Annotated in this window: 16 protein-coding genes and 1 tRNA gene; 6 read left to right on the top strand and 11 right to left on the bottom strand. The window is 66.4% G+C overall.

Annotated features, from left to right (window positions below; genetic code table 11):
- Positions 1–195: 195 nt before the first annotated feature.
- Together phaR and phbB are read left to right on the top strand one after the other, a co-directional pair.
- Positions 196–681 carry a polyhydroxyalkanoate synthesis repressor PhaR gene (gene phaR / locus ACTOWK_RS17125; RefSeq protein ID WP_036147922.1) on the top strand — a complete coding sequence of 162 codons (486 nt, stop codon included), beginning with the start codon at positions 196–198 and terminating at the stop codon, positions 679–681.
- Between the two features lie 186 nt (positions 682–867).
- Positions 868–1608, top strand: coding sequence for an acetoacetyl-CoA reductase (gene phbB / locus ACTOWK_RS17130; protein WP_408950312.1), 741 nt, complete (start codon positions 868–870; stop codon positions 1606–1608).
- A gap of 776 nt (positions 1609–2384) precedes the next feature.
- Here the strand turns inward: phbB and ACTOWK_RS17135 are convergent.
- Positions 2385–3308: a M48 family metallopeptidase gene (locus tag ACTOWK_RS17135; protein WP_441331314.1), complete on the bottom strand. Its 924-nt coding sequence runs from the start codon at positions 3306–3308 to the stop codon at positions 2385–2387.
- A gap of 161 nt (positions 3309–3469) precedes the next feature.
- A complete protein-coding gene (locus tag ACTOWK_RS17140; RefSeq protein ID WP_441331315.1) occupies positions 3470–5194 on the bottom strand; it encodes an SUMF1/EgtB/PvdO family nonheme iron enzyme in 1725 nt (574 codons plus the stop codon).
- Positions 5195–5585: 391 nt separating this feature from the next.
- On the opposite strand from ACTOWK_RS17140, the gene rnd reads away from it, so the two are divergent.
- A complete protein-coding gene (rnd, locus tag ACTOWK_RS17145; RefSeq protein ID WP_441331316.1) occupies positions 5586–6689 on the top strand; it encodes a ribonuclease D in 1104 nt (367 codons plus the stop codon).
- Positions 6690–6755: 66 nt separating this feature from the next.
- A tRNA-Ala gene (locus tag ACTOWK_RS17150) sits at positions 6756–6831 on the top strand.
- Between the two features lie 312 nt (positions 6832–7143).
- Here the strand turns inward: ACTOWK_RS17150 and ACTOWK_RS17155 are convergent.
- From ACTOWK_RS17155 to ACTOWK_RS17175, 5 genes are all read right to left on the bottom strand, one after another.
- A complete protein-coding gene (locus ACTOWK_RS17155; protein WP_441331317.1) occupies positions 7144–7839 on the bottom strand; it encodes a hypothetical protein in 696 nt (231 codons plus the stop codon).
- A 250-nt stretch (positions 7840–8089) separates the two neighbouring features.
- Positions 8090–8626: a lanthionine synthetase LanC family protein gene (locus ACTOWK_RS17160; RefSeq protein ID WP_441331318.1), complete on the bottom strand. Its 537-nt coding sequence runs from the start codon at positions 8624–8626 to the stop codon at positions 8090–8092.
- Positions 8627–8810: 184 nt separating this feature from the next.
- Positions 8811–10175, bottom strand: coding sequence for a DUF1552 domain-containing protein (locus ACTOWK_RS17165; RefSeq protein ID WP_441331319.1), 1365 nt, complete (start codon positions 10173–10175; stop codon positions 8811–8813).
- Positions 10176–10177: 2 nt separating this feature from the next.
- The gene (locus ACTOWK_RS17170) at positions 10178–14314 is read right to left on the bottom strand and encodes a DUF1592 domain-containing protein (protein ID WP_441331320.1); all 4137 of its coding nucleotides are present in this window, start codon (positions 14312–14314) and stop codon (positions 10178–10180) included.
- A 598-nt stretch (positions 14315–14912) separates the two neighbouring features.
- Entirely contained in the window at positions 14913–15890 is a 978-nt protein-coding gene (locus ACTOWK_RS17175; RefSeq protein ID WP_441331321.1) for an alpha/beta fold hydrolase, read from the bottom strand.
- Positions 15891–16029: 139 nt separating this feature from the next.
- On the opposite strand from ACTOWK_RS17175, the gene ACTOWK_RS17180 reads away from it, so the two are divergent.
- Positions 16030–16902, top strand: coding sequence for a helix-turn-helix domain-containing protein (locus ACTOWK_RS17180; protein ID WP_441331322.1), 873 nt, complete (start codon positions 16030–16032; stop codon positions 16900–16902).
- A 129-nt stretch (positions 16903–17031) separates the two neighbouring features.
- Here the strand turns inward: ACTOWK_RS17180 and ACTOWK_RS17185 are convergent, their stop codons facing one another.
- Positions 17032–19131 (bottom strand): S8 family serine peptidase, encoded by a 2100-nt coding sequence (locus ACTOWK_RS17185; RefSeq protein WP_441331323.1) that lies wholly within the window; start codon positions 19129–19131, stop codon positions 17032–17034.
- 303 nt (positions 19132–19434) lie between these two features.
- Here ACTOWK_RS17185 and ACTOWK_RS17190 point away from each other — a divergent pair, with 303 nt between their 5' ends.
- A complete protein-coding gene (locus ACTOWK_RS17190; RefSeq protein WP_441331324.1) occupies positions 19435–22368 on the top strand; it encodes a winged helix-turn-helix domain-containing protein in 2934 nt (977 codons plus the stop codon).
- Between the two features lie 236 nt (positions 22369–22604).
- Here ACTOWK_RS17190 and ACTOWK_RS17195 read toward each other — a convergent pair whose 3' ends face one another.
- The 3 genes from ACTOWK_RS17195 to ACTOWK_RS17205 form a co-directional block, all read right to left on the bottom strand.
- On the bottom strand, positions 22605–23099 hold the full coding sequence (locus ACTOWK_RS17195; protein WP_441331325.1) for a PhzA/PhzB family protein: 495 nt from the start codon (positions 23097–23099) through the stop codon (positions 22605–22607).
- A gap of 69 nt (positions 23100–23168) precedes the next feature.
- Positions 23169–24023, bottom strand: coding sequence for a PhzF family phenazine biosynthesis protein (locus ACTOWK_RS17200; protein ID WP_441331326.1), 855 nt, complete (start codon positions 24021–24023; stop codon positions 23169–23171).
- Positions 24024–24036: 13 nt separating this feature from the next.
- Positions 24037–24666, bottom strand: coding sequence for a pyridoxal 5'-phosphate synthase (locus ACTOWK_RS17205; protein WP_441331327.1), 630 nt, complete (start codon positions 24664–24666; stop codon positions 24037–24039).
- Positions 24667–24901: the final 235 nt, after the last annotated feature.

Raw genomic sequence — 24901 nt, forward strand, 5'->3', positions numbered from 1 at the left:
GGCCGCGCCGCGCAATCGCCCTGACCGCCGCCCTCCGCAACCCCGCAACGGGTCCTGCGCGGCATCGTCCAGGCCGCCGAAACGCTGCACTTGCAGCCTCCGCGACGGGCGGCGCAGCCCGGAGCGCCGTACCTGTTGCAAGCCCTTGCGCCCTGAGCCATGCTGCAAGGCACCACGTTTTAGAGCCAAAGCTCCATGGCCTCGACCCGAATTATCAAGAAGTATCCGAACCGTCGTCTGTACGACACGGAGATCTCCAGCTACATCACCATCGAAGACGTACGGCAGCTGATCGTCGATGGCGAAGAATTCGAGGTCCGCGATGCGCGCTCCGGCGACGACCTGACCCGCCAGGTCCTGCTGCAGATCATTTCCGAACACGAGCAAGACGGCGAGCCGGTGCTGTCCACGCAGTTGCTGAGCCAGATCATCCGGTTCTACGGCGACTCGCTGCAGGGCTTCATGGGCAACTACCTGGAACGCTCCATGCAGGTGTTCCTGGATCAGCAGCAACAGTTCCGCAACCAGATGGGCGGCATGCTCGGGCAGACGCCCTGGGCGATGATGAACCAGCTCACCGAGCGCAATCTGACCTTGTGGAAAGAGTTTCAGCAAAACCTGTCCGGCAACGTAGGCCAGCCCACGACGCCGAAGCAGAAGACCGACAAGCGCGAGCGTTGAGCCGCGCTTTTTTGTTGCGCGCCGGTCGGCGGCCCAACGCGGGCCGGTGATCGTGCGGTTCATCGCTCGCAGTTATCGCTGGCAGTTCATTGCCCGCAGTTCATTGATGCAGCTGTTGGCCATTGGCCGTCGGGGGACGGCCGGGCGCGTGCACGCTCCGCGCCATTCGCATGAGATAGGGATTCCATGAACAAACGCATCGCCGTCGTCAGTGGCGGCATCGGCGGTCTCGGCACCGAGATCTGCCTCTCGCTGGCCCGTGCCGGCCGTCGCGTCGTCGCCCTCGACCTGGGCACGCGCGAGGAACGCATCGCCGAATTCGCCGAGCTTACCCGCGAGCTCGACATCCGCTTCGAAGCGGCCAATGTCGCCGACTACGACGACTGCGGCGCGGCCATCGAGCGCATCGTCGGCGACGACGGCGGCATCGACATCCTGGTCAACGCCGCCGGCATCACCCGCGATGGCAGCCTGCGCAAGATGGACAAGCGCGCCTGGGACGACGTCCTCGGCGTCAACCTCGACGGCGTATTCAACCTGTGCCGCCACGCTGTCGACGGCATGACCGAGCGCGGCTTCGGCCGCATCGTCAACATCAGCTCGGTCAACGGCCAGACCGGCCAGTTCGGCCAGACCAACTACTCCGCGGCGAAAGCCGGCATGCACGGCTTCACCATGGCCCTGGCGCGCGAAGTGGCGCGCAAGGGCGTCACCGTCAACTCGGTGTCGCCGGGCTATTGCGAGACCGCGATGGTCATGGCGGTGCCCGAAGACATCCGCAGCCGCATCGTCGACAGCGTCCCGGTGGGCCGCCTGGGCAAGCCCAGCGAAATCGCCCGCACCGTCGAATTCCTGACCGCCGACGACGCCGGCTTCATCACCGGCGCCAACATCCCGGTCAATGGGGGGCTGTTCATGAGTTTCTGAGGTTTTCTCGGGATTCGGGATTCGGGATTCGGGATTCGGGATTCGGGATTCGGGATTCGGGATTCGGGATTCGGGAAAGGCTGCAGAGCTCAGGCTATCGCCGCAACAAAAAACCGCCGAGAGGCGGTTTTTTGTTGCGGCGAAGTTGCGGCACAACAATCCGCCTCTGCCTCTGCCGTTCCCCCCTTTGGAAAAGGGGGGCCAGGGGGAATTTGCTCTTGCTCTAAAGATCATCGCGATCCGAAGCAAATCCTCCGCGCCAGCAGACTTCGCCGGCACACGCGCCACGCAGGTCGCAGCCCCCTTTTGCAAAGGGGGCGAATTATCGCGGTCGCATCGGAATTATCGCGGTCGCATCGGGAGGCTTGCGTCGGCGTGTGGCGCATGACGCACGACGCATGGCGCTACCTTCGCGACCGACATATCCAAATCTCGCCTCCCCTCCGCAAAAGCTTGCCGTTCCCCCCTTTGGAAAAGGCGGGCCAGGGGGGATTTGCTCTTGCTCTAAAGATCATCGCGATCCGAAGCAAATCCCCCGCGCCAGCAGACTTCGCCGGCACACGCGCCACGCAGGTCGCAGCCCCCTTTTGCAAAGGGGGCGAATTATCGCGGTCGCATCGGGAGGCTTGCGTCGGCGTGTGGCGCATGACGCACGACGCATGGCGCTACCTTCGCGACCGACACATCCAAATCTCGCCTCCCCTCCGCAAAAGCTTGCTGTTCCCCCCTTTGGAAAAGGGGGGCCAGGGGGGATTTGCTCTCGCTGTTGCCGTTCCTCAACGCAACGGCCGGCTCGCGCAATTGGCTTGGTAGAACTGCAGCGCCTTCGGCATCAACGCCTGCAAGGTCTGGATGCGGTTGGCCGGGTCCGGATGGGTCGAGGCGAACTCCGCCGGGCGCTGACCGCCGCCAAGCTGCGACATGCGCTCCCACAACGGCACCGCCTGGCGCGGGTCGTAACAAGCCGCCGCGGCCAACATCAAACCGACCTGATCGGCCTGGGTCTCGTGATTGCGGCCGTACGGCAACACCAGCCCGTACTGCGCGCCGGCGCCGAGCGCGCCCATCACCATCTGCTGCTGTTGCGGGTCCATGCCGCCGACCGCCATGCCCGCGGCGATCTGCCCCATCTGCACCAGCTTCTGCTGGGCCATGCGCTGCGAGCCATGACGCAACAGCGCATGCGCGATCTCATGCCCCATCACCACCGCCAGCGCGTCGTCGTTCTGGGTCACCGGCAACAGGCCGGTATAGACCGCCATCTTGCCGCCGGGCAGGCAGAACGCATTGGCGTCCTGCGAATCGATCACCGCCACGTCCCATTGGAAATTGCGGTAGTCGGTCGGCGCGGTCTGGCCGTTGGCGGTGGCCAATGCCTCGGTCACCTGCGGCACCTTCTCGATCAGGCGCTGGGCGACCTCACGCACGTCCTGGGTCTGCGGCGCGTTCGCCGGCAACAGCGCGCGCTGCGAGTTGGCGTCGCCGAGCACCTGCTGGAACGCCTGCGCGCCGAGCTGCACCTCCTCGTCGGCACTGGCGCCGTAATGGGCCTTCTCGCCGGTGTAGGGGTCGGTCTGAGCGCTGCCGAACCACGACCACGCCGCGTAGATCGCGAACAGCACCAGGATCCACCAACGGAACCCGCCGAAGCCGCGCCGCCCTTGCGCGCGACTCGCGCCACCCATGGGATCGATCCTCATCTCCACACTCCCCACTGCCACGGGCCCAGGCCCGATCCGTTGATTACCGGCCGCGGCCGAAGCCTGCAGCCACCCTGCCCGCCTGCATCCTGCGCGCGGCGCGATTCCATCATGAACCCAGTCGCGGGTCCGCGCGCCGCTCCAACTCAAACGGGTCGAACTCAAATTTCCCGCACGATCCGGAACCCGAGCCGCCCGTTGGTGGTATCCGCGCTGGTGCCCTGCCGCCACGCCGCGCGCGACTGCGCCGGCGAGCTCGACCAGGAACCGCCGCGCAACACCCGCGTGCGGCAGCCTGGATTGAACCAGGCCGCGCCGTCGCGCGGTGCCCGCCGGTAGTTGTCGTGCCAGCAGTCGGCCACCCACTCGCTGACATTGCCGGCCATGTCGTGAAGACCGAATGCATTGGGCGCATAGCTGCCGACCGGCATCGGCCCCCAGGCGCCGTCGCCGAAGCCCTGGAAGGCGTTGCGCCAATGGCGCCGGCTCGGCGACGCGTCGAGGCTGCCGGTGAGGTTGCCGACCCGCGCCGGCGGCGAGCCGTCGCCCCAGGGATAGGCGCCCTGGCTGCCGGCGCGCAGCGCGTACTCGAACTCGGCCTCGCTCGGCAGCCGGTAGCGCTGGCCGGTGATCGCCGACAGCCACTCGACATAGGCCACCGCGTCCTTGGCACTGACGTGCACCACCGGCAGGTTGTCCGCGGCCGGGTTGCCGGCGTAATCGGAGCGCCAATCGACCCCGCCGCGCCGCACCAGGTTGCCGCTGCGTTCGTCGTAGGCGGTGGAATAACCGCGCCGCGCCGCGCGTGCGCGATGCTTGGTCGAATTCATGAAACGGCGGAACTCGCCGACGGTGATCTCATAGCGCGACATGGCCATGCCGCGCTCGAAACGGATGTTGCGGGTCGGCCGCTCGGCGTCGCTGGACCCCGCCTCGCTGGTTTCCGCGCCCATCCGGAACGCGCCGTGCGGGATCACCACCATCGCCGGCCCGCGCCCGCCCAGGTTCATCGCATCGGTGAACACCTGGCCGGGGCGGAACAAGCCGTAATGGGTCGCCAACTCGATGCGCTCGCGCAGTTCGGCCGCGGCCGGGTCGCCGGCCGGGGCGATCCGCAGCAAGGTCGCCAGATGCCCGCGCGCGACGTCGATACCGCCGAACTTCGGCAGCGCGGCGATGCCCTGGTCGCGCAGGCCGCCGATCCGCGCCCGCCGCTGCGCGGCGATGCGGCCCTGGGCGGTGGAGGCGGTATCGAACTTCGGCCGGACCTGCGCCGCCGCCGCGAGCCAACGGTCGGCGCTGGCGTAATCGTCGCGTTCGGCGGCGAGCTCGGCGCGCCGGATCAGCGCGCTCTCGGCCGCGGCGATGCCCTGCGAAGCGCGCGCATCGTTCGGCCGCAGTTCCAAGGCCTCGCGGAACCGCGCCAGCGCCCCGCCCTTGCCGTTCTCGCCGACCCGGCCGGCGTTCAAGTCTTCCTCGCCCAGGCGGTTGGCCTCCTGGGCCTGGTCGGCGCGGTCGACGCGCTCCAGATAGGCCACCACCTTGCGATGCTCGGGCGCGGCCACCCGTGCGACCGCTGCCGCCTCGTGCGCGCCGCGCAGGGACACAGGGTCGTCGTCGATGCCTTTCAACGCCGTATCGCCCTCGACCAGCAACAGGGCCACCGCCTTGTCCAGGCCTTTGGCGAAGCGGCGGTCGTTCGGCGCGTAGGTACGCAGCGCCAGATAGAGCGGGATCGCCGAATCGGCGTCGGCATGCAACCGGCCGGCGGTCAGCGCCGCTTCGCCGCGCTTGTTCAAGTCTTCCAGGTTCTCGGCGGTGACCGCGATGGCCGGCGCCCGCCACGGCGGCACCGGCGACACCGCCTGGTCGGCGCTGATCGTCACGATCGGCGCGCGCGCGCCGGCATCCTGCGACGACGCCTTCCCGCCCCGATCGGTGCACCCGACCAGCAGCCCTATCGCGGCGATGCCCGACCACATCAATGCGCGCAACCTGCAACCTCTCTGGAACCGTCTTGGCGATCGATGGGACAGCATATCGCTTCGACCGCGGCGCCATGTTCAGGTGGCGTAGCGTGCGATGCGACCGGACCGTGGCGGCACAGGCAGTTGCGGCCTCCGGCGGCTCTGCGAGGGCCGGAATGCCTGGCCTGCCGGCTTGCGTGCCTTGGCCTGCCTAAGCCACCGCGCTCCGCCGCGACCCGCCGCCGCGAAAAGTAGGCTATTGTCGCCCGCCCCGGCAATCTCGACGCCGGCCACGCGAAAGAACCGAAACATGCCCGTCTGGATCAACACCCCCGCCGCGCTGCAAGCGCATTTCGAGGTCAAGCCCGCACGCATCGGGCTGGACACCGAATTCATCCGCGAACGCACTTACTGGCCGCAGCTGGCCTTGGTGCAGATCGCGATCGAAAGCGCCGACGGGGACGAGCCGACGATCCTGCTGGTCGACCCACTGCGCCCCGGCATCGCCGAAGCGCTGGCGCCGATCCTCGCCGACGAGGCCATCCTCAAGATCGTGCACAGCCCGAGCGAGGACCTGGTCGCCTTCAAGCACGCCTGCGGCGTGGTGCCCAAGCCGCTGTTCGACACCCAGCAGGCCGCGGCCCTGGCCGGCATCGGCAGCGGCCTGGGCTATCAGAAGCTGGTCGAGCAACTGACCGGCGTCGCCCTGGCCAAGGGCGAGACCCGCTCGGACTGGATGCGCCGCCCGCTCTCGCCGTCGCAGCTCGAATACGCCGCCGACGACGTGCGCCACCTGTTCGCCATGCTCGACGCCCTCGACGGCCTGCTCGCCCCGCTCGGCCGCCGCGCCTGGCTCGACGAAGACGCCGCCCGCACCGTCCATAACGCCGAAAACGAAGCCCCGGAACGCTGGCCGCATCTGTCGATGCGCAGCGCCCAGTTTCTCGACGCCCCCGCGCAACGCCGTCTGGTGCGCCTGCTGCGCTGGCGCGACGCCTACGCGCGCGACAGCGACCGCCCGCGCAGCTGGATTCTCGACAACGAACTCGCCGTCTCGATCGCACGCCAGGTCCCGGCCGACCGCGACGCCCTGCAGCGCCAGCTCGACGCCCACCCCAAGGCCCCGCGCAAACTCGGCGACGCCATCTGGACCGCGCTGAGCACCCCGCTGGCCGACGAAGACCAGACCCCCGACGCCGGCGTCGCCGAAACCCGCGACAAACAGCGCCTGCGCCAACTCCAGGAAGCCGTGGCCACCCGCAGCGCCGCCCTCGGCCTGCCCGACGGCGTCCTCGCCTCGCGCCGCTGGCTCGAAGCCCTGCTCGACCACGGCGATTGGCCCGACGCCCTGTCCGGCTGGCGCCGCGCCGCGCTGGAGCCCGACCTCGCCCCCTTGCTGGCCCAGCAGGACTGAGCACGAGGGACTGAACTCAAGGACTAGCGCCCCCCAGCGCGGCCCGCTACACTCGATCCCCGAAGTGGGGCGGTAGCTCAGCTGGGAGAGCGTCGCGTTCGCAATGCGAAGGTCGGGAGTTCGATCCTCCTCCGCTCCACCAACCTATCCAGACAAGACAGCGCGTTACACCTTGCGGTGTGACGCGCTGTTTTGTTTTGGGCTCAGTGTTTGCCACAAGCGAGGCAAATAGTTGGCAAGCCTATGTGCCTGTAGACGGCAGGATTGCTGTGTTTTGCGTGATTTCGCTGACGGATCAGCATCACTGTCGGTCTGCGCGACATCGATAATAGAACGTGCAGATCCTGATCAGATTTCCAATGACTGCTCACAGCCAAAAGCAGACCCCGATGCAACGCCTGAATAAGCCGAGCCGAAAAGCGACTTTGACTTGAATAAGTTGTTATGCCTCAGCCTACTTATGGCAGTTGTCAGGACCGAGGACTACTTGCCCGAGACGCGCATGAAAAATGTCATTAATGGCGCAATCTGGCAGATGACTCCGCAGTAGCGACCAGCCATCTACGCCCAAGGGCAAGGCATCGCTCCAAGAGGGCGGATACCCTAATTCTTGGAGCGCATCATTGAATGTCTTGCCAACATTCTTAAACGCATCTTCTGTGAAATGCCACTGAGGATCGACGATAGTGCGAAAGTGGATGTAACAGTCATAAATTACGCGTGCAACGGACGTCATGTACGCATCGGATGCCTCCACTGCATCAATCATCTCTCTCGTAGCAGGATGAACCAGGACATGTCTCGGTGCAGTGCCGTTTAGCTGTGCCGCAAGATAGTGACGAAGATTTGCTGGGTCGACCCGGCCAATAGGATTTTCTCCTGTTTTTTGAACGGAGTTACGAAACTCAACAAAGTGCGGGGCGAGCAGGTCGGCTTTAAGAGCAGACTGGGCGATGGAATACCATTCAACGAATCCTTCAACGCCTTTAAGGCAGGCTTGCAAGGCAAAGGTCACGCTGCGGGAGGCTGAAACAAAAGCACTGAAGCAGAACTTCGCTTCCTGTGAGTGTCGATCAGACTCCGAGAGCAGCCTTAGGAAATACTCGGCCTCTCTTAGCTTTTCTTCGACCAGTTCGAACGAACGTGTCATATAAGACCTACTGAGATGGACGTCCCTAGGGTAGTCGAATGCAGCGGGTTACCACTATCGCCTAGCCGGAATCATGCGCAGCATGGTGGCGGGTAATCGCTTCGGGTTGAAACCAAACTCTCACGATTCATAACTTAGCTGCACCAGCGTGAGCGGGCAGATCAAGCGCGCGGCCCCGCCATGGGCACCTTGCTTATGCAACGGCGCCAAGCTGGCACCAGATATGCCAACCATCAGGCCCAGATTGCCGCTATCGTGGCTCCAGGCGGAACAATAGTGACTCTTGTCGGCAACCGCCCCAGACTGCGCCCCCCACCGTGCCGTGACACAGCGAATCATCCTCCAACCGCCCAAACCACTCGACGATACGCGCGAACGCACTGCGCACATGCTCGCGTTGCCAGGCTTCCAGATCGTCCCAAGCCTCAGCACGCGCAAGTAAAAAACCCACAGCCCCATTGCACCAACCCAGCGAGTACTGCGGTTCGTCCATGCGGGTGTCCGGCCATAGGCCGATTTCGGGATTGAACAATCGATCCTCGCGTCGCAATGCACACAAGGCGAGTTCGTGCATGTTCGCGTCGTTGAGTGCGCGCGCGAGGTGGATCAGGGCGAAAGGCGATGCCGATGCCGCTGCTGCCGTGGGCGAAGCCGGTGACGCAGCGGTCGACGCCGCCGGCGATGGCCTGTACGAAGGCGACGAACACCGGGTCGACATGCGCAAATAGAGTAAAAACCAGGCCAAATCGTGAACTCGGAACGATTCCGCGCAGATCGTCGAATGCATCGCTTTCGATCGCGGCGCATCATTCCAAACGCGGCCTTTCGTTGCCGCACGACGGCGTTTCGTTCCATCCGTCGAATGCATTCCGGTCCGCAAGCCACTCGATGGGGCCGCAGTGCATGCCACATCGACGCAGATCGGACCGTCATCTCTGCGTCTTGCCGCCGCCATCCGCAAGGCGAGAGTTTCAGCTGACGTTGCTGAAGAGGCCGCTCACCGGTGCGATGTTGCCCGCATACGGCACCTCGACGCCGGCCGCCTTGCCGACGGTAGCCCAGATCCGTTGCATGTCGACGAAACGCTTGCCGATCACCGGATTGCCGGTGTGATGGTCGCGGTCGGCCTGTCCGGTGATCTTCAGACAGCGCCCCTGGCCGTCGCCGCTCTTGAGCAGGCCGGACGCCCCACCCAACATCACCAGCGGCATGTCGAGCATGTGCTCCGGCGCACCGTCGGCCATCTCGCTGGTGAAGATCACCAGCGTGTGCTGCAGCAGGTTGTCGGTCGGCACGTCCGGGTCGGCGTGCTTGGCCAACTCGTCGAGGAATAGCTTCACCTGGCGCGCATACCACTGGCGCGTGCCCTTCCACGGCCCCTCGCCGGTGTAGCGGTGGGCGCAGTCGTGCGGATTGCGGTCGTTGGTGACGTCGAGGATGTTCAGCGACTCGGCCGAGCGACCGACCTGGATCGTCGCCACCCGCACCACGCCGCAGGCCAGCGCCGTAGCCACGACCTGGTGATGGGCGGCCTGCACCTGGTTGCGGAACTCGGCCGAATTGATCGGGTTGTGTTCCGGCCGCTGCGGATCGCATTCCAGTGGCGGGCGGGTGTCTTCCAGGTCCTTGACCACTTTATTGACGGCGTCGAGGTGGGTGGCGAGCTTCTCGCGCTGCGAGCCGGCCAGTCGCGCATTCAACTCCTGGATGTCGGTGAAGACCGGAGCGAACACGTCCTTGCTGCGGATCTGCTGGCCTCGCCCGGAACTCGCCGCGGAGCGGAAGATGCTTTCGAACAGCAATCCGGGATCGTTCTGCGGAATGCGCATGCGGTTGTCGATCCACGACACGTCCCAATGGGTGCCGTCGATGCCGGCGTGCGGGCCGGCGAACACCGCGCCGAGCGAGGGGTCGGTGCCCGGCATCTGCGCGGCGAGCAGGTTGTCGATCGAGGTCTTGCTCTTGTCGGAGTCGCGCAGCACCCATTTCCAGCCGTCGTGCCCGGTATTGGCCGGCCCGAGGATGGTGCCGCGCAGGTACAGCGACTGATTGCGGTAGGCCTCCAGCTCGCGGCTGACCTCGCCGAGGGTGAAGTCGCTGGTGTCGTCGCCCTGCGCGTCCGGATGCCACAGACCGCGGCCGTCGCCGAACCCGCCGCCGGTGAACGAATCCACCGCCAGGCCGTCGGGCGTGACGAAGAACACCACTTTCAGGTTCGGCGCTTCGCGTTCGCCGCGCACGGCCATCCGCGCCAGGCCGTACAAGCTCAGCGGCGCGAGCACGCTGGCGGCGGTCAGGCCGGCGAGAAAATGACGGCGGCTCTTGAGGATGTCCATGCTCAGTCCCGCTCCTTCTTGTAGAGGGTGGCGTTCGAGATAGCCAACTCGTGCAGCATCTTGCGCAGCGAGCCGGAGCTCTTCAGTTCGTCGCCCATCTGCTTGATGGTGCCGGCGGTCAAGGCGTCGGAATGGTTGCCGAAGGCGTAGCGGAAATAGCTGTCGGCCATGCAGGTCAGCGCGGTCGAGTTGGTCGGTATCAGCTTCGCGATGTCGCGCACGTCCTGGATCTGCGCCCAGTCGCCGTGGCCGACGTTGTCGACGAACGGCCCGGCCGCGTCGATGTCGACCTCCCCCGGGAATAGCTCGTGGTTGTAGGCGCGTTCCTTGAGTCGATAGCGCCCGGCGGCGTCGTAGTGCTCCATCGACGCACCGGTGTCGTTCATGAAGCGATGGCATTGCCAGCAACGGCCGCTGGAAGCGTGCTCGCCGTTGACCAGGTCCCAGCGTTCGCGCGTGCTGATCGGCCGGTTCGGGAAGGTCGGCGTCTCCGGGTCGGCTTCGACCGGCGCACCGAACTCGCGGCACAGCAGTTGCTCGCGGATCATGATGCCGCGCTTGACCAGCGAGGTCGTCACATAGTCCGAAGTCGCGGCCTGGGTCAGGCCTTGATGCAACAGGCCGCCGCGCTTGTCGTCGACCTCGACCTTGCGCATCGCCTCGCCGGACACGCCGGCGATGCCGTAGTGCAGGGCCAGAGTCTGGTTGAGGAAGGTGTAGCGCGGGTCGAAGAACTCGGTCATCGTGCTTTCGCCGCTCAACAGCACGTGGCGCACGAAGGCGGATTGTTCCTCGCGCATGGCCTGGATCACCGGCCCACCCAAGCCCGGCTTCTCCTGCACATCCCCGGCGGTCTTGGTGTAGTGGCGGATGAAGCGCACGAACTGCTCGACCCCGCGCTCGGTCGCGATCATCGTCGCGGCTTCGGCGCCGATCTGCTCGGGCGTCGCCAACCCGCCGCTCTCGGCCTTGTGCAGCAGCGCCAGGCTCGGCGTAGTGCCGAGGAAGGTGAACGACAGCGCCGTCGCCACTTCGCTGGGGGTGAGCTTGTAGGCGTTGACCCGGCCGTAGCTGTCGTCGCCGAGCTCGGAGCGATACAGGAAGTGCGGCGACAGCAGCATGCCGGCGACCATGTCCTGCAGGCCGTGTTGGTCGAGCAAGGCGGCGTAGCGCTCGATCTCCGGCGCCGTCATCGGGCGGCGGAACACCTTGTGGCCCAACTCGCCGACGAAGGTCGCGGCCTCGGCGGTCTTGCGATAACCCAACGACTGCGGCTCGACCTGCCCCGCCACTTCCAGCGCCGCATCGTAATAGCGCTTGACGTCTTCGGCCTGGAGGATGCCAAGGTCGGCTTCGCCGGGATACTTGAATTCCTTGGCGGATTTGTCGGCAGGCAGCTTGGCCGGATTGATGGTCACGTCGAACAAGTCGTGCACGCTGCTCGCGTACTCATGCGGCGTCAGCTGCCGGATCTGACGCTTGCCGAACGGCGTCTGCGGCCTCAGGTAGACACTCCACACCGTATCGAACAGGTAGTCGGACACCGCGCCGGCGCAGACGCCGTCGCAATGTCCCTCGATGTTCATGCTCTGGATCTTCTTGACCAGGGCCTCGCGGCCGGCCGCATCCCAGTTATGCGCCTTGTTCGGGTCGTCGAAGAACTTGGAGTCGTGACAGCCGCTGCAGCTGTCTTCCAACACCGCCAAACCGAGATTCCCCTCGTAGACATACGCCATCGGCGGCAGCTCGATCTGCTCGCTCTCCTCGTTGACGTCGACGCTCTCCATGCTCGGCTGCGGGCGGTGGGTCGGGTAATACGGATAGATCACCCGGTGCCTGCCATAGCCGAGTACGACCTCGGTCTGGCCGCCCCAGGGCACCGACACCTCGCGCACCGCATCCTTCGCGTCGATCAGCTTGACCACCCAGTGCGCACCCGCCGCGCCGTCCGGCTTGGCCGGCGCACGCAAGGTCATCGGCACTTCGATGTGTTCGGGCCGCTCGCGGTACCCCAACTCGATGGCGTGGCTGCTCTGCCCGGCCGAGAGGGTGAAATGATTCGTACGCTTGAGCGGTATCCAGTTGCCGACGTCGTTGAGCCGCACCTGGTAGTCGCCATGCGCCAGTCCCTTGATCGCCATCGGCTCGCTGCCCCAGGCCACATGGAACAGCCGCTTGTGGCCGGCCGCGTCGATCAGATGACCGCTGACCCGCTCGGCGGCGATATCCGGCGACGGCGCCGCCGTCGGCCTGAGTGTCAACTCGGTATCCGGCACCACACTGGGGTCGTAGCGGCTGATGCGGTAGATCGCCCCGGCCACGTCGTCGGACAGCAGCAGGCTGTGGTCGGGCAGCTCCAGGAAATCCACCGGCCGGCCGATGCAACCGCCCTTGATGCAGTGGAGGTCCGCGCTCGCGCGGTCCTGCAACCAGCCGTCGACCAAGGGGATTTCGTGGATCACCTGGTCGTTCTTGATCGTCAACATGCGCAGTTGCAAGCCCGGCTCGTCGACGCTGCCGAGCGCATGCGTCGCCACCAGCAGCAGTTGCGCATCGGCCGGTTGCGGATAGCCGTTCCAGAACTTCACCCCCAGCGGCGCCGAGTTGGAAGCGATCTCGAAGGCCGGCGGGCGGTAGCGGCCGACTTCGATCTGGCCAAGCGGAATGTCCGACAACTGCAGACCTTCGAGCCAGCGCCCGTCGTTGGCGAGCCTGGGGTCCTTTTCTTCTTCGGCAGTGAAGCCGAGCGAACGGCGGCCGAACACATAGGGCACGCCGAAATGCTCGCCTTCGTTGGCGATGCGATTGACCTCTTCCGCATTGGGGAAGTGTTGCCGGTTGTTGTCGCTGAACCATAGATCGCCGGTGGCCGGGTTCCAGTCGAAACCGAGCGAATTGCGTACGCCCCTGGCGACGATCGTGGCCTGCTTGCTGTCCAGGTCGTAACGCAGAATGGTTCCGTAACGCGGGTCCGCCGGCACCATGCACAGGTTGCAGGGGATGCCGACCGCGGTATACAGGCCCTTGTCGGATGGGTCGTGCGGGTTGAAGCGCAAGGGATGCTTCTGATGCCAGTACAACCATTCCAGGGCGACGTCGACCGGCGGCAATGGAAACGGCGTGTCGCCGCCGGGGAACTTCAACACCTGCTCCGGCTTGGCCTGGTCGTAGCTGGCGTCGACATTCGGTATGCGATACAGCGCGTCGGCGGTGGAATAGAACAGGCTGCCGTCGCGATACGCGACCCCGTGCGGTTCCAGTTGGCCCGATGCGAGCACATGCACGCCTTTCGGTTTGCCGGTGCCGGCGTCGAGCGGCAAGGCATAGATCAGTTTCGACAGCGGCGGCGGAAATACCCCGCCCACCCAACCGGAACCGACGTACAGCACACCGTTGCCCAGGGCCATCTGCCGCGGCTGCAGCAAGCCCTCGGCGAACAACTCGATCTTGACGCCGGGCAGCGGGCGCAGCTTGGCGATGTCGACTCGCGGACGATACCGGACCACGCGGCTGAGGTGTTCGCCCTCCTCCTGGGTAAACGACACCATCAGCGGCGCATTCATCGGCGCATAGCCTTCGGCGACGTCCATGACCAGCGAGTAGTCGCAGCGCTTGAGCTCGTCGATCTTCAGCGTCTCGCCCCATACCGCGCGGATCGGCACGGTCTCGCTGCCGCAACGCAATACGCCGCTCATCGTCGCCGGGTGTTTACCGGAAGGCGCGCCACGCGAGTCGTCGGTTTCCGGCTCGGCGAATTCCACGGTCAGGCGGTTGCCCTCGAACCCGCCCTCGTCGCAGGGACCCAGGTCTTTCCAGGCCTCCGGCCAGTTCACCGCACCGCTGTCGGCCGGCAGACCGGGGTTATAGACCTGCAGTTGGCACCAGGCCCAACTGCCCGGCCCCAACGGCGCCTCTTCGTCGGTCCAACATTGAAACTGGCGGCCGACGTTGGAGACCTCCTGGCCGGACTGATAAGCCGTGCCGGCCACGTACTGCGGCGCGGTGCAGGCCGATGCGCCCCCGGCCCTCGCCGACTTCCTGCCTCCAGGCGCGTCGCCATCGCGCGAGCACGCCGTCATCATCAGGACCACGGCTGCCATCGTCGCCAACCACGCACGAGCCTTTGCTGCCTTCATCATTCCCTTCTCCTGAACGCAGGCGTTGCGACAACGCGTTTTCAGACAGGCTTCGACAGGCGCTACTTGGTCATGGACACGCGCCGACACGCCCAGACGAATGCGGGCGAACCGGTTGGATACGTTTGGGGCACGACATGCTGTACGACGGCGGCCGATGCCTAGCCGCGAACCCAATGGCTTCGGCGCGACGGCGGCGCCGCGACGCTACGCGCAGCCACCGTCTCGATGAGGCTCATCGATGCCTCGATCGATTCCGGTTCCGCAACGGCGAGCCGCATCCGCAGGGCGAAACTATCAACATGAATCCGGGGCAAACGTGATTGGCATCTTGAATCGAGGATCGGTGAGTCAACGAACTTCCGCACCGAATGCATTGCGATGCAGCATCCGATAAATGCATCGACTTGGCTTGCGGCTGCATTCGCGAATGCAAACCTGCAGCGCTCGCGCTAACGATCAGACAGCTCGGTCGCGCGTACGAGCACTCGACCTCATGAATCGCAGAGCGTAGCCACGGCCGATGGCCTGGACACGGCCGCAGCCTATGCAGCAGCGACGGCGCGGGGTGCGCCGTGCTTGCAACCGGTCTGCCCGGGCCTCAGACCCTCCACAGCCGTCGCGCTTCCTCGGCGATGACTTCGGGGAACTCCTCGGGGAAGAACAGCTTGGCCCCAGGCACGCGGCGCACGCCTTGCGAGTTCGGAAACACGCGGTCGAGATACTCGGCGTCGCTCTGCGCGAAAATGTCGTCGGCCGCGCCCCAGACCACCCGCAACGGCACCGTGCTGCGCTTGAGCTCGGCCTCGATGCCGGCCAAGGGGTTCGGCTCGAACGCGGCGTGGAAAGCGTTGTACTGGGCCCTGCGCAGCGGTGTGCTCAGCAAGGGGGCGATGTAGTACTCGATGGTCTCGTCGGCGAAGCCGGCTGGGTCGCGAAACACCGCCGCGCCGAAGGTCGAACGCGCCAGCCCCTTGTCGGTCAGCCATTGCGCGGTCATCTCGTCGAGCGTGCCGGCGCGCGCCATCTCCACGATCGGCTTGACCTTGGCCGGCGGGCTGTCGGGTTCGACGTCGCAGTTGGTCAACAGCAGGCTGCGCACGCGCCCTGGGTTGCGCGACAGGAACAACTGCGCGACTGCGCCGCCGCTGTCGCTGGCGACGATGTCGACCGAACCGATCGCGAGCGTATCGAGCAAGGACGCCAGCATCCCGGCTTGAGCGTCGGCGGCCAGCGACTGATGCTCGGGAATCTGCGAATGACCCAGGCCCATGAAATCGGGAGCGAGGCAGCGCCGATGCGCTGCGAGCCGGTCGATGGCGCCGCGCCACTGGTAGCCGTTGCGTGGCGCGCCATGCAGGAACAGGGCCGCCTCGCCGGCGCCGCGCTCGACGTAGGCGATCCGGCCGACCCCGAGCTCGGCGTAGCGCCTGGCCGCGGCGAATGCGGCGGCGTCGGTCGCCGGCCTCGCGGCACTGCCTGCTCCGCCGCGCGTCATCGGCGCCAACGGTGCGCAGGCACCGGCCACACCGGCGGCGACCGCGGCGGCGCCCATGGCCATGAATTGTCTGCGTTTCATTACTGACTCCCAAGCGACGGATGGATCGCCCATGCTGGCCGCACCGTCGAGGGCGCGCGCGCACGAATGGCCGCTACGCAGCACGCAGGGATGATTTTCGGCACTGTTGCCGGGCCGGGGCGCGTACCAGGATTCGCCCATGACCGACCGCCCCGCCTGCTATCCCGGCCCTTCGGCCGCGCTGCTCGCCAGCGCCGGCCCCGACCGCGCGCCGCTGCTCGATGTGCTCAGCAAACCGGTGCCGTCGGGCCTGTTCGATTCGCCGCTGGATACTCGCCACGTGCTGTGCCTGCACCAGGGCCATCCGGTGCCGGTGTCCTACCGCATCCAGGGCCACGAACGCCAGGGCCTGCGCATCCACGGCCAGTTCTGCGTGGTCCCGGCCGGGTCCAGCACGCGCTGGATCGTGTCGAAACCGGCGCGTTCGCTGCTGTTGCGGCTGATGCCGTCGTTGCTGCGCGAAAGCGCGGGGGCGATGGGATTGGGTGCATACGACGCCGATCTCGCACCGTCGATCCATATCCGCGACCCACAGGTCGAGCGCATCGGCTGGATGATGTTGGCCGAGGACAACGAGGCCTACCCCGGCGGTCGCTTGTTCAGCGACAGCCTCGCTTCCGCGCTCGCGGCGCGCTTGCTGGCCTTGCAGTCGCGCAAGAGCGCCACGCTGGACAAACCGGGACGCGCCCTGCCGGCGTGGCGCCTGCGTCACGTGATCGAATACATCGAGGCGCATCTGGACCAGGACCTGAGCCTTGCCGAGCTGGCGAGCGTGGCCGGTTTCAGCCTGTCCCACTTCAAGCCGCTGTTCAAACAGGCGGTCGGCATGCCGGTACACCGCTTCGTGCTGGAACGACGGGTCGAACGCGCCCGTAGCCTGTTGCTGCAAGGCGACAAGAGCGTCAGCGAAATCGCGCTGGAAGCCGGCTTCGCGCATCCCAGCCACATGGCCCGCTGCATGCGGCGCTTGCTGGGTGTGAGCCCGAGACAGATCACGGACTCGCTGCACTGATCGGCGGAATTGATGCCACGGGCACACCGGCAAGCGGCAGCCTTGTCCGGAACGCGAATACCGATAAAAACAGCCCCGGCCGAGACCGGGGCTGTTCGCTTTCGCCCGCTAACGATGGCTAGACATCGATCAGAACTTGATGCTCCAGCTGTCGATCTTGCCGGTGTCGTTGGTGGCGTTGTCGTTGACCCGCAGCTTCCAGGTGCCGTTCAAGGTTTCGGTCGACAGGTTCAGGGTCGCCGTGCCGTTGACGTTGTCGGCGCTGTCGAAGGAATTGTAGTTCTTCAACAGATAGGTCGAGCCGTCCGGCGCGACCAGGTCGACGCGCACGTCGCCGCGGAAGCTGTGCACGATCGCCACCGTCACCGTCGCATTGCTCGGTGCGTTGCCGCTGCGGCCGGACACGGTAATCGGGCTCTCGACCGTGGCGTTGTCCCTGATCGCGTAGTCGGCGGTGTTGCTGTAGGTCTGCACGCCGCCGCCCGGCGCGGTCACCGTGACCGAAGCGGTCTTGGTGTGGGTGCCGCCGGCGTTGTCGGTAACCGTCAGGCTCACGTTATAGGTGCCGGCGGTGGCGTAGGCGTGGCTGGGGTTGGTGGCGGTCGAAGCCGCTGTGCCGTCCCCGAAGTTCCAGCTGCGCGAGACGATGCTGCCGTCGCTGTCGGTCGAGCTGTCGGTGAAGGTCGCGGTCAGGCCGTTGACGGCGGAGCTGAAGTTCGCGACCGGGTTGACGTTGCCGCCGACCCCGCCCTGCGCGGCCAATACCGCCGCGGCGGCGTCGATCAGGCCCGGGCCGCAACCGCCGGGGCACTTGGCCGCCGTGATCGGACGCGCGGTCTGGGCCAGGATGGCCTGGATCTGCGCGGTGGTCTTCGGCACCGGCGCCACCGCCTGCATCAGCGCGACGATGCCGGCGACGTGCGGCGTCGCCATCGAGGTGCCCTGATAGAAGGCGTAGCCATTGCCGGCGACGGTCGACAGCACGCCCTGGTTTTCATGGTTCCTCGCGCAACTGGGCTTCTGACCCAGCGGCAGGAACTCGGTCAGCGGCGAACAGGTTTCGCCGCCCGGCGCGGTGATGTCGATGCTGGCGCCATAGCTCGAGTAGAACGCGCGATTGCCGCTCATGTCGCTGGCGGCCACGCTGATGACGTTGTTGCAGCTGGCCGGGGTCGCGCCGGCCACGTCGATGTTGCTGTTGCCGGCCGCCGCGACCACGATCGAGCCGTTGGCGATGGCGGTGTTGACGGCGGCCTGGTAGGCAGGCGTATCGGAACAAGGGCGGTCGCCGCCGAGCGAGAGGTTGATCACCTCGGCCGGATTCGCGTTGGCCGGCACGCCCGGAACAGCGCCGCCGGAAGCCCAGACGATGGCATCGGCGATGTCGGAGGTATCGCCGAGACCGTCCTTGCCGAGCGCGCGCACCGGCACCACGCGGGCGCCGTAGGCCACGCCGGCGACGCCGGCGTTGTTGTTGGTCACCGCGGCGATGGTGCCGGCGACGTGGGTGCCGTGCTGGATATTGGAGGAATCGGTGGCGTTCGCATCGCGGCCATCGCCGTCGTCGGAGCGGCCGCAGCCCGCGGTCGCGCCCACGGTCGCGCACTCGGCCGCGCTGTAGCCCACCGCGGTGGTCACCATGTCGTAACCGGGCAGGATGTTGGCGTTGAGATCGGTATGGGCGAGGATGCCGCTGTCGACCACCGCCACGACCACGCCCTGACCGGTGCTGGTATCCCAGGCGGTCGAGACGTTGGCGCCGGCGGCGCTGGTGGCGTAATGCCACTGCTCGTTGTAACGGGTGTCGTTGGGCGTGACCAAGGCGCGCACCAGCAGATCCGGCTCGACCGACAGCACGTTCGGGTCGGCGGCGAGCTGGCGCATCAGCACTTCGGCCTCGACGCGGTCCAGCTTGCGGTCGGTACGAACCACGTCCGACCCCAGGGCCATGCGGCGGAAGTGCTTCAGGCCGAGCGCCTTGCCGCCCTTGCGGGCCGCCTGAATCCGCTCCACGGCCTGGTTCAGCGAGGAACTCAAGGCGGCCGTGCTGGTGCGCGGCGCGCTGCCGTCGCGGTACCTGACGATGAACTTGCCGTACTCGCCGCCGTCTTTCAGGCCGCCGAGATAGGCCTGGCCGGCGAAGGCCGGAGCGGCCAGGGCCGACAGCGCCAACATCGTGGCCGTGGCCAGTACGTTCTTGCGAATGCCGTTATTCGATACAGTGGACATCAATGAATCCCCTCTGAGCTATCGGAATATCGAGTCCGGGAGCGGACTCGTTCGCTGTCCGGACGTCTTCGGCGGGCGATGCCGTGCGACCGGTGTCCCAGATGTAGTGCGACGCAGAGGGTCCACACCTCTGGCGAGACATCACTTTTTTCTCATTTGTCGTTGAAAACGATATTCTGGTCACATTAATAGGGCAGTGCCCCCTCGGGGAGAGGCCTGCGTCAAGCGATAGGCATGCGGCAGGATGTTGCGGCCTGGCGAACCACCGCCAGCATCGACTTCGTAAAGCGGCTGAGGCTACCGATGACAGAGACGCGTACGCCGCCTTGGCCAGCCGATTCGCGCTACCTGCGCACCGGCGACCTGGTGATCGATCTGCGCTACCGCCGCGTCTGTTGCGGCGAGGCGGAGGTCGAGCTGCCGCAGCGTCTGTTCGACCTGCTGGTGCTGTTGATGGCCGAGCCGCATACCCTGCACGGCCGCGCCGAGCTGTTCGCGCGCCTGTGGCCGGGCCTGGTCGTCGAGGACGCCAACCTCACCCAGAACATGTGGCTGCTGCGCAAGGCGCTCGGCGAGTCGCGCAAGGCCTGGATCCGCACCGTGGCCAAGGGTGGCTATGTTTTCGAGCCTCCGGGACCGGTCGAATGGTTCGTTGAACTGCCCGCTGCCGTCGAACCGGCGCCGGCGGTCGTTGCGCCGATCGATACCAATGAAACCGTCGCTCAGGCCGCCGCAATGGATACGCGGCCCGTTGCGGAATCGGCAACGGCCGATGCGTTCGCGTCGGTAGCCGAATCGGAGGCGGCAGTACGCACGAGTACGCCGGCGACACCGCCCTCGAAGCGCTGGGTCGGTCCGGCCGCATGGACCGCCGCGGCGCTGGCGATCGTCGCGATCGCTTGCGCGCTGCTGTGGTTTCGCGCTCCCAAGCCGCCCAACGCAGCCACCGGCGCGCGCCCGCTGACGGTGGCGCTGATCGAAGTGGAAGACCGCGCCGATGCCGCGCGTTGGCCGGTGAAGTTGTTGGGCGAATGGTTGCGCTGGAAGCTGGGCAGCCTGCCGGAAGTGACCCTGCTGAGCGAAGCCGACCTCGCCGCGGATGGCGAAACCAGCTCGCCCAAGGTGATCTTCCTGTCGTCCGGCATCGCCACCGACGACGCTACCCAGGTATCGATCCGCGCGCGCTTCCACGACCGTGGCCAGGAACAGCGCATGGAGCTCAAGGGGCCGATCACGCAGGCGCCGGCCATGGTCGACCAGCTGTCGCAACAGATCATGGCCAAGCTGCTTCCGGCTCGCGTCGACAGCTGGCCGGCGTTGAACCTCGACAGCGCGGCCGCGCGCCGCTACGCCGATGCGGTCGAAGCGATCGAGCGACGCGACTGGACCGCGGCCGCGGCGATCTCCAACGAAGTCGTGCGCCAAGCGCCGCGTTTCGGCCTGGCGCGGATGCAGCTGGCGCGGGCGCGCTCGCGATTGACCCAGGCCAACTCGGCCACCGAGCAGATGCAGATCGCCATCGAATCGACCCGGCCGGTGCCGGCGGAAGTCGGCGAATCGATGCGCGCCGAGGCCCTGGCGATGGACCCGCAACGCCATCAGCAGGCGCGCGAGGCGTACGCGAAACTCGCCGCGCGTTATCCCGGGCAGTCGAGCTACGCCTTGCAATACGCCCAGTTGCTGTCGCAGACCGGCGATCTGCAACAGGCCTTGAAGATGCTGTCGGCGCCCGAGTGGGAACGCAAGCCGATGGGCACGCGCGTCACCCGCCTGCTACTGATCAGCGAAATCCACCAGCTGATGGGCGACCCCGAGGGCATGCGCGAATACGCCCGCAGCGCCGAACGCATCACCCGCGAAACCGGCGCCGGTTGGGAGCTGGAAAACGGTAACGCCCTGCTGATGATCGCGGTGGCCGACACCATGCAATACAAAGAACGCGCCGACGTCGGCCAGTACGAGCTGGCGGCGAAGCGATTGGAGGCGGCCGGCAACCGCACCCGGGCGCTGTACGCGCGCTTCCTCGCCGAAACCACCGTCGCCCCCGCCGAGGCCTCCGCGGCGCGCATGCAGACCTTGCTGGCGCAGGCCCGCGCAGGCGGTTATCGCCGGCTCGAGATCGACATCCTGGCGCGCGCCGCCGGCCAGCATTACAGCGCCGGCGACTGGCCCGGCTATCGCAAGTTGCTCGAAGAAGCCTTGATGGTCGCGCGCGATTCCGGCGATATCCTGATCGGCAACCGGCTGGCGATGGCCTTGTTGGTCGAGGACATCGTCGGCGCCCGTCTCGACAGCGCTGCCGAACGTCTGCGTCAATTACGCAAGGCCGGTTTGCAAGGGCGCTGGGAAATCGACCTGGCGCATTTCGATGCGGCGCTGAGCTCGATCCACGGCCGCTACGAGTACGCCGTCGCGGTGTTGAACGCGGCCGAACGCGACCTGGCGAAGCAGCAGGCCGATGGCGGCGCCGGCGAATCGCGGGCGCGCCTGGGCTGTTTGCGCGCAGAAGCGCGCCTGCCGCTGGGCGACCTGCAGGCAGTGCGCAGCGACTGGCAGCGTTGCGCCGCCTCCGAACAGCAATCCAATCGGGTTTCGCCGCTGGTAGGACGCGCCCGCACCGAGTGGCTCGCCGGCGACAAGGAAGCCGCGGCGGAGCTGTTGCGGCGTGCGCAAACGGTGCAGACCGGCCTGGGCGATTCGCCCGAGGGCTCGGAAGCCGCGATCGAAATTGCCAGCTTGTTGACCCGCACCGGCGCCATCGCCGAATCGGACCGGCTATACCAACGCGCCCTGCCCTTGATGCGCACGGCGCAGTACCAATGGCTGGTCGCCAGCGCCGAGACCGGCCAGGCCGAGAACGCGGCCGCACGCGGCGATTGGATCGCCAGCCGGCGCCTGGGCGCCGATGCCCGCAGCAAGATACCGGCCGATGCCTGGCCGCTGACCAGCCGCCTGGACGTGCTCGATATCGTCGCCGCCCTGGCCGGCGACGACCGGCCGCGCGCGTCCGCATTGGCTTCCGAACTGCATGCGAAGGCGCAACGCAACGGCGACCGCCTGACCCAGATGGAACTGCACAGCCTGATGCCGCACGGCGTGGTGGCCGCCGATTGCAGCCGCACCCATCGCGACAGCATGACCGCGAGCACCGGCATGCGCGGCGCGAGCCTGCTGTGGTTGAAGCCGAAATCGCAAGCGCTCGCAGCAGAGCCGGCGCTGGAAACGCTGTCGCCCTGAGCGAGGCCTGTTGTCTTTCGCAGCGCCTCTACCGCCGCCCGTCTTTGCTCTCCCCCCTTTGAAAAAGGGGGGGTGGGGGGATTTGCTCTTCGCCGCAAAGCTCGAAGCAGTCCCCGATGTAACCATTCTTCCCGGCCGCCGTTCACGCGGGCATCCGCCCAACGCTTCAATCCGGTCGCGGCGACCGCGATGCTGCAAGTGTTGCTACGTCGTACGGCGCCCTGAAACGATTAGCCTTAAGCCGGAATGCCTTCGCGCTTGATCGCCGGAATCGGAATGCCGAGCGCGCGCATCTGCTGATAGGGGTTCATGAACTCGCGGTTCTGCTTGATCTTTCCATTCTCCAGCAGGAAGGAATGGATGAAGTGGTTGCTGTAATAGCCCGGCGGATAGCCCGGGAACAGGATCTGCCCTTCGCCGTCGCACTCGACCCAGAAACGGTTCGGGTCCTGGGTCTCGAAGATCTGCACGTTCTTCCATTCCCAATCCGGAAAGCACTTCAGCGACCAGGCGCCGTGCGCCTTCAAACCTTCGTGACCGCGCGAGACGATCGGCTCGCCGGTGTCGTTGGTCCACAGGCCGCCGCTGCCGTCGGGCGTGAACAACAGATAGCGGGTCAGCCGCGTCTCGCCCTTGCGGCTCATATAGTCTTCGACCACCGCCCGATGCTTGCGACGCAGGTCGTCGTCGCTGCTGGCCGCCGCGGAAGTCTTGAATGCATGTTCAATCATGATGCCGTCCTCTGTGTAAGCCATGAGTCGATCGTTATCGAATTGCTGGCCGCCTGATGCCTCGGAGAATCAGACTTTCCAGCGGGTGAGTTCGCCGCGCGCCACCACCGTCGCCGTGCCCGAAACGCGGATCGGCCCGATCTGCGACAGCGAGCCTTCGACCACCGCGTGCATGACCGAACGGCGCCCCATCTCCACGCCCTGGCAGATCTCGATCGGCTGGCCGAAACCGAGCTGGCCGTGACGGATCAGATGCAGCGCGAGCGGCCCCGCCGCCGAACCGGTCGCGGCGTCCTCGGCCACGCCGTAGGCCGGCGAGAACATGCGCATGCGCCATTGCGTTCCCGAACCGGCGAAGCAATTCGCGGCCATGTCGGGCAAGGTGGCGAGGATGCGCAGATCGGGCTTCACCGCCGACAGCGCCGGGATGCTCGGCAGGCCGACGAAGACATGGCGCGGGCCGTTGCGGTAGATCTCCACCGGCAAGGTCGACGAGGCCAGGCCGAGGCCTTCGAGCAATACGTCGGCGAGTTCGTACGGTTCCCAGGCCGGAATCGGCTGCTGCATGCTCGCGGTGAGGATGCTGCCGTCGTCGTTGCGCTGGAAGGTGAACGGCACCGTGCCCATTGCGGTTTCCAGGCCGAACCCGGCCGCGTCGCATTGCTCGCCAAGCACGATGGCGGTACCGAGCGTGGGATGACCGGCGAACGGAAGCTCGTTGACCGGAGTGAAGATGCGCACGTGGAAATCGCCGTCGGCGCCGGGCGGGAACACGAAGGTGGTCTCGGAAAGATTCATCTCCCGGGCGATGCGCTGCATGTCCGCCGCTTCCAGGCCGAACGCATTGGTGAACACCGCGACCGGGTTGCCTTCCAGCGGCCGGTCGGTGAATACATCGGCCACTACATACTTGCCTGCCGTCATGATCTGCACTTCCTTATGGTTGAAGCCTGCGATGGGTCCAGCCCGACGGCGCGGCGTCGTAGCGCAAACGGCTGTGCAGCCGGTCGTCGGAGGCCTGCCAGAACTCGACGATGGTCGGGCGCAGCGCGTAGCCGTGCCAGCCCTCCGGCCGCACCAGCGGAATCGCCGCGCGGGTCAGGCGCTGCGCTTGCAGACGCAGCGCTTTCTCGTCTTCCAGCAGCGCGCTCTGGCGCGACACGGTGGACATGGAATTGGCCTCGGGAGGCCGCTTAGTCCACAACAGGTCCGACTCCGTCGCCGACAGCGGCCCGATCGGGCCGGACAGCACGATCTGTTGCTTGGTCTCGCGCCAATACAGCACGCCCGAGGCCCACCCGTTGAAGGCGATCTCGCGACCCTTCTGACTTTTCGCATGGGTGGTGAACACCAGCGAATCGCCGGTGATCTCGAGCAGATGGACCATGCGGTTGGACGCGCGGCCGTCGATGCCGGTGGTCGCCAGGGCCAAGGTACCGGGGTCGCGCACGCGGCTGTCGATGGCCTGGTTGAACCATTCGCGCAGCAGCGGAATCGGTAGCTCGGGTGGAACGTCGAAGATGGAGATCTCCAGCGTCTCGGCTTGGGTAGTGTTGAATTGACTCATGTCGTTTGGTCCGTTGAATGGGGGCTTGCGTTTCGCATCGACGATGAACTTCCGATCGGGTCTCGATGCCCGCGCCGAACGACAGGCGCGGCGATGGCTCGTGTTGCGGCCGGCGTGACCCGCGTGACCGGCGTGATCGGCGTGACCGGCGCACTTGGCGCCGGTTCCGGAACGCCCGGCGCCGCTTCCGCAACGCCTGGCGCCGGTTCCGGCGCAGCCGGGCTATGCGCGTACC

The sequence above is a fragment of the Lysobacter sp. CA196 genome, from assembly GCF_052078695.1.
Classification (GTDB): domain Bacteria; phylum Pseudomonadota; class Gammaproteobacteria; order Xanthomonadales; family Xanthomonadaceae; genus Lysobacter.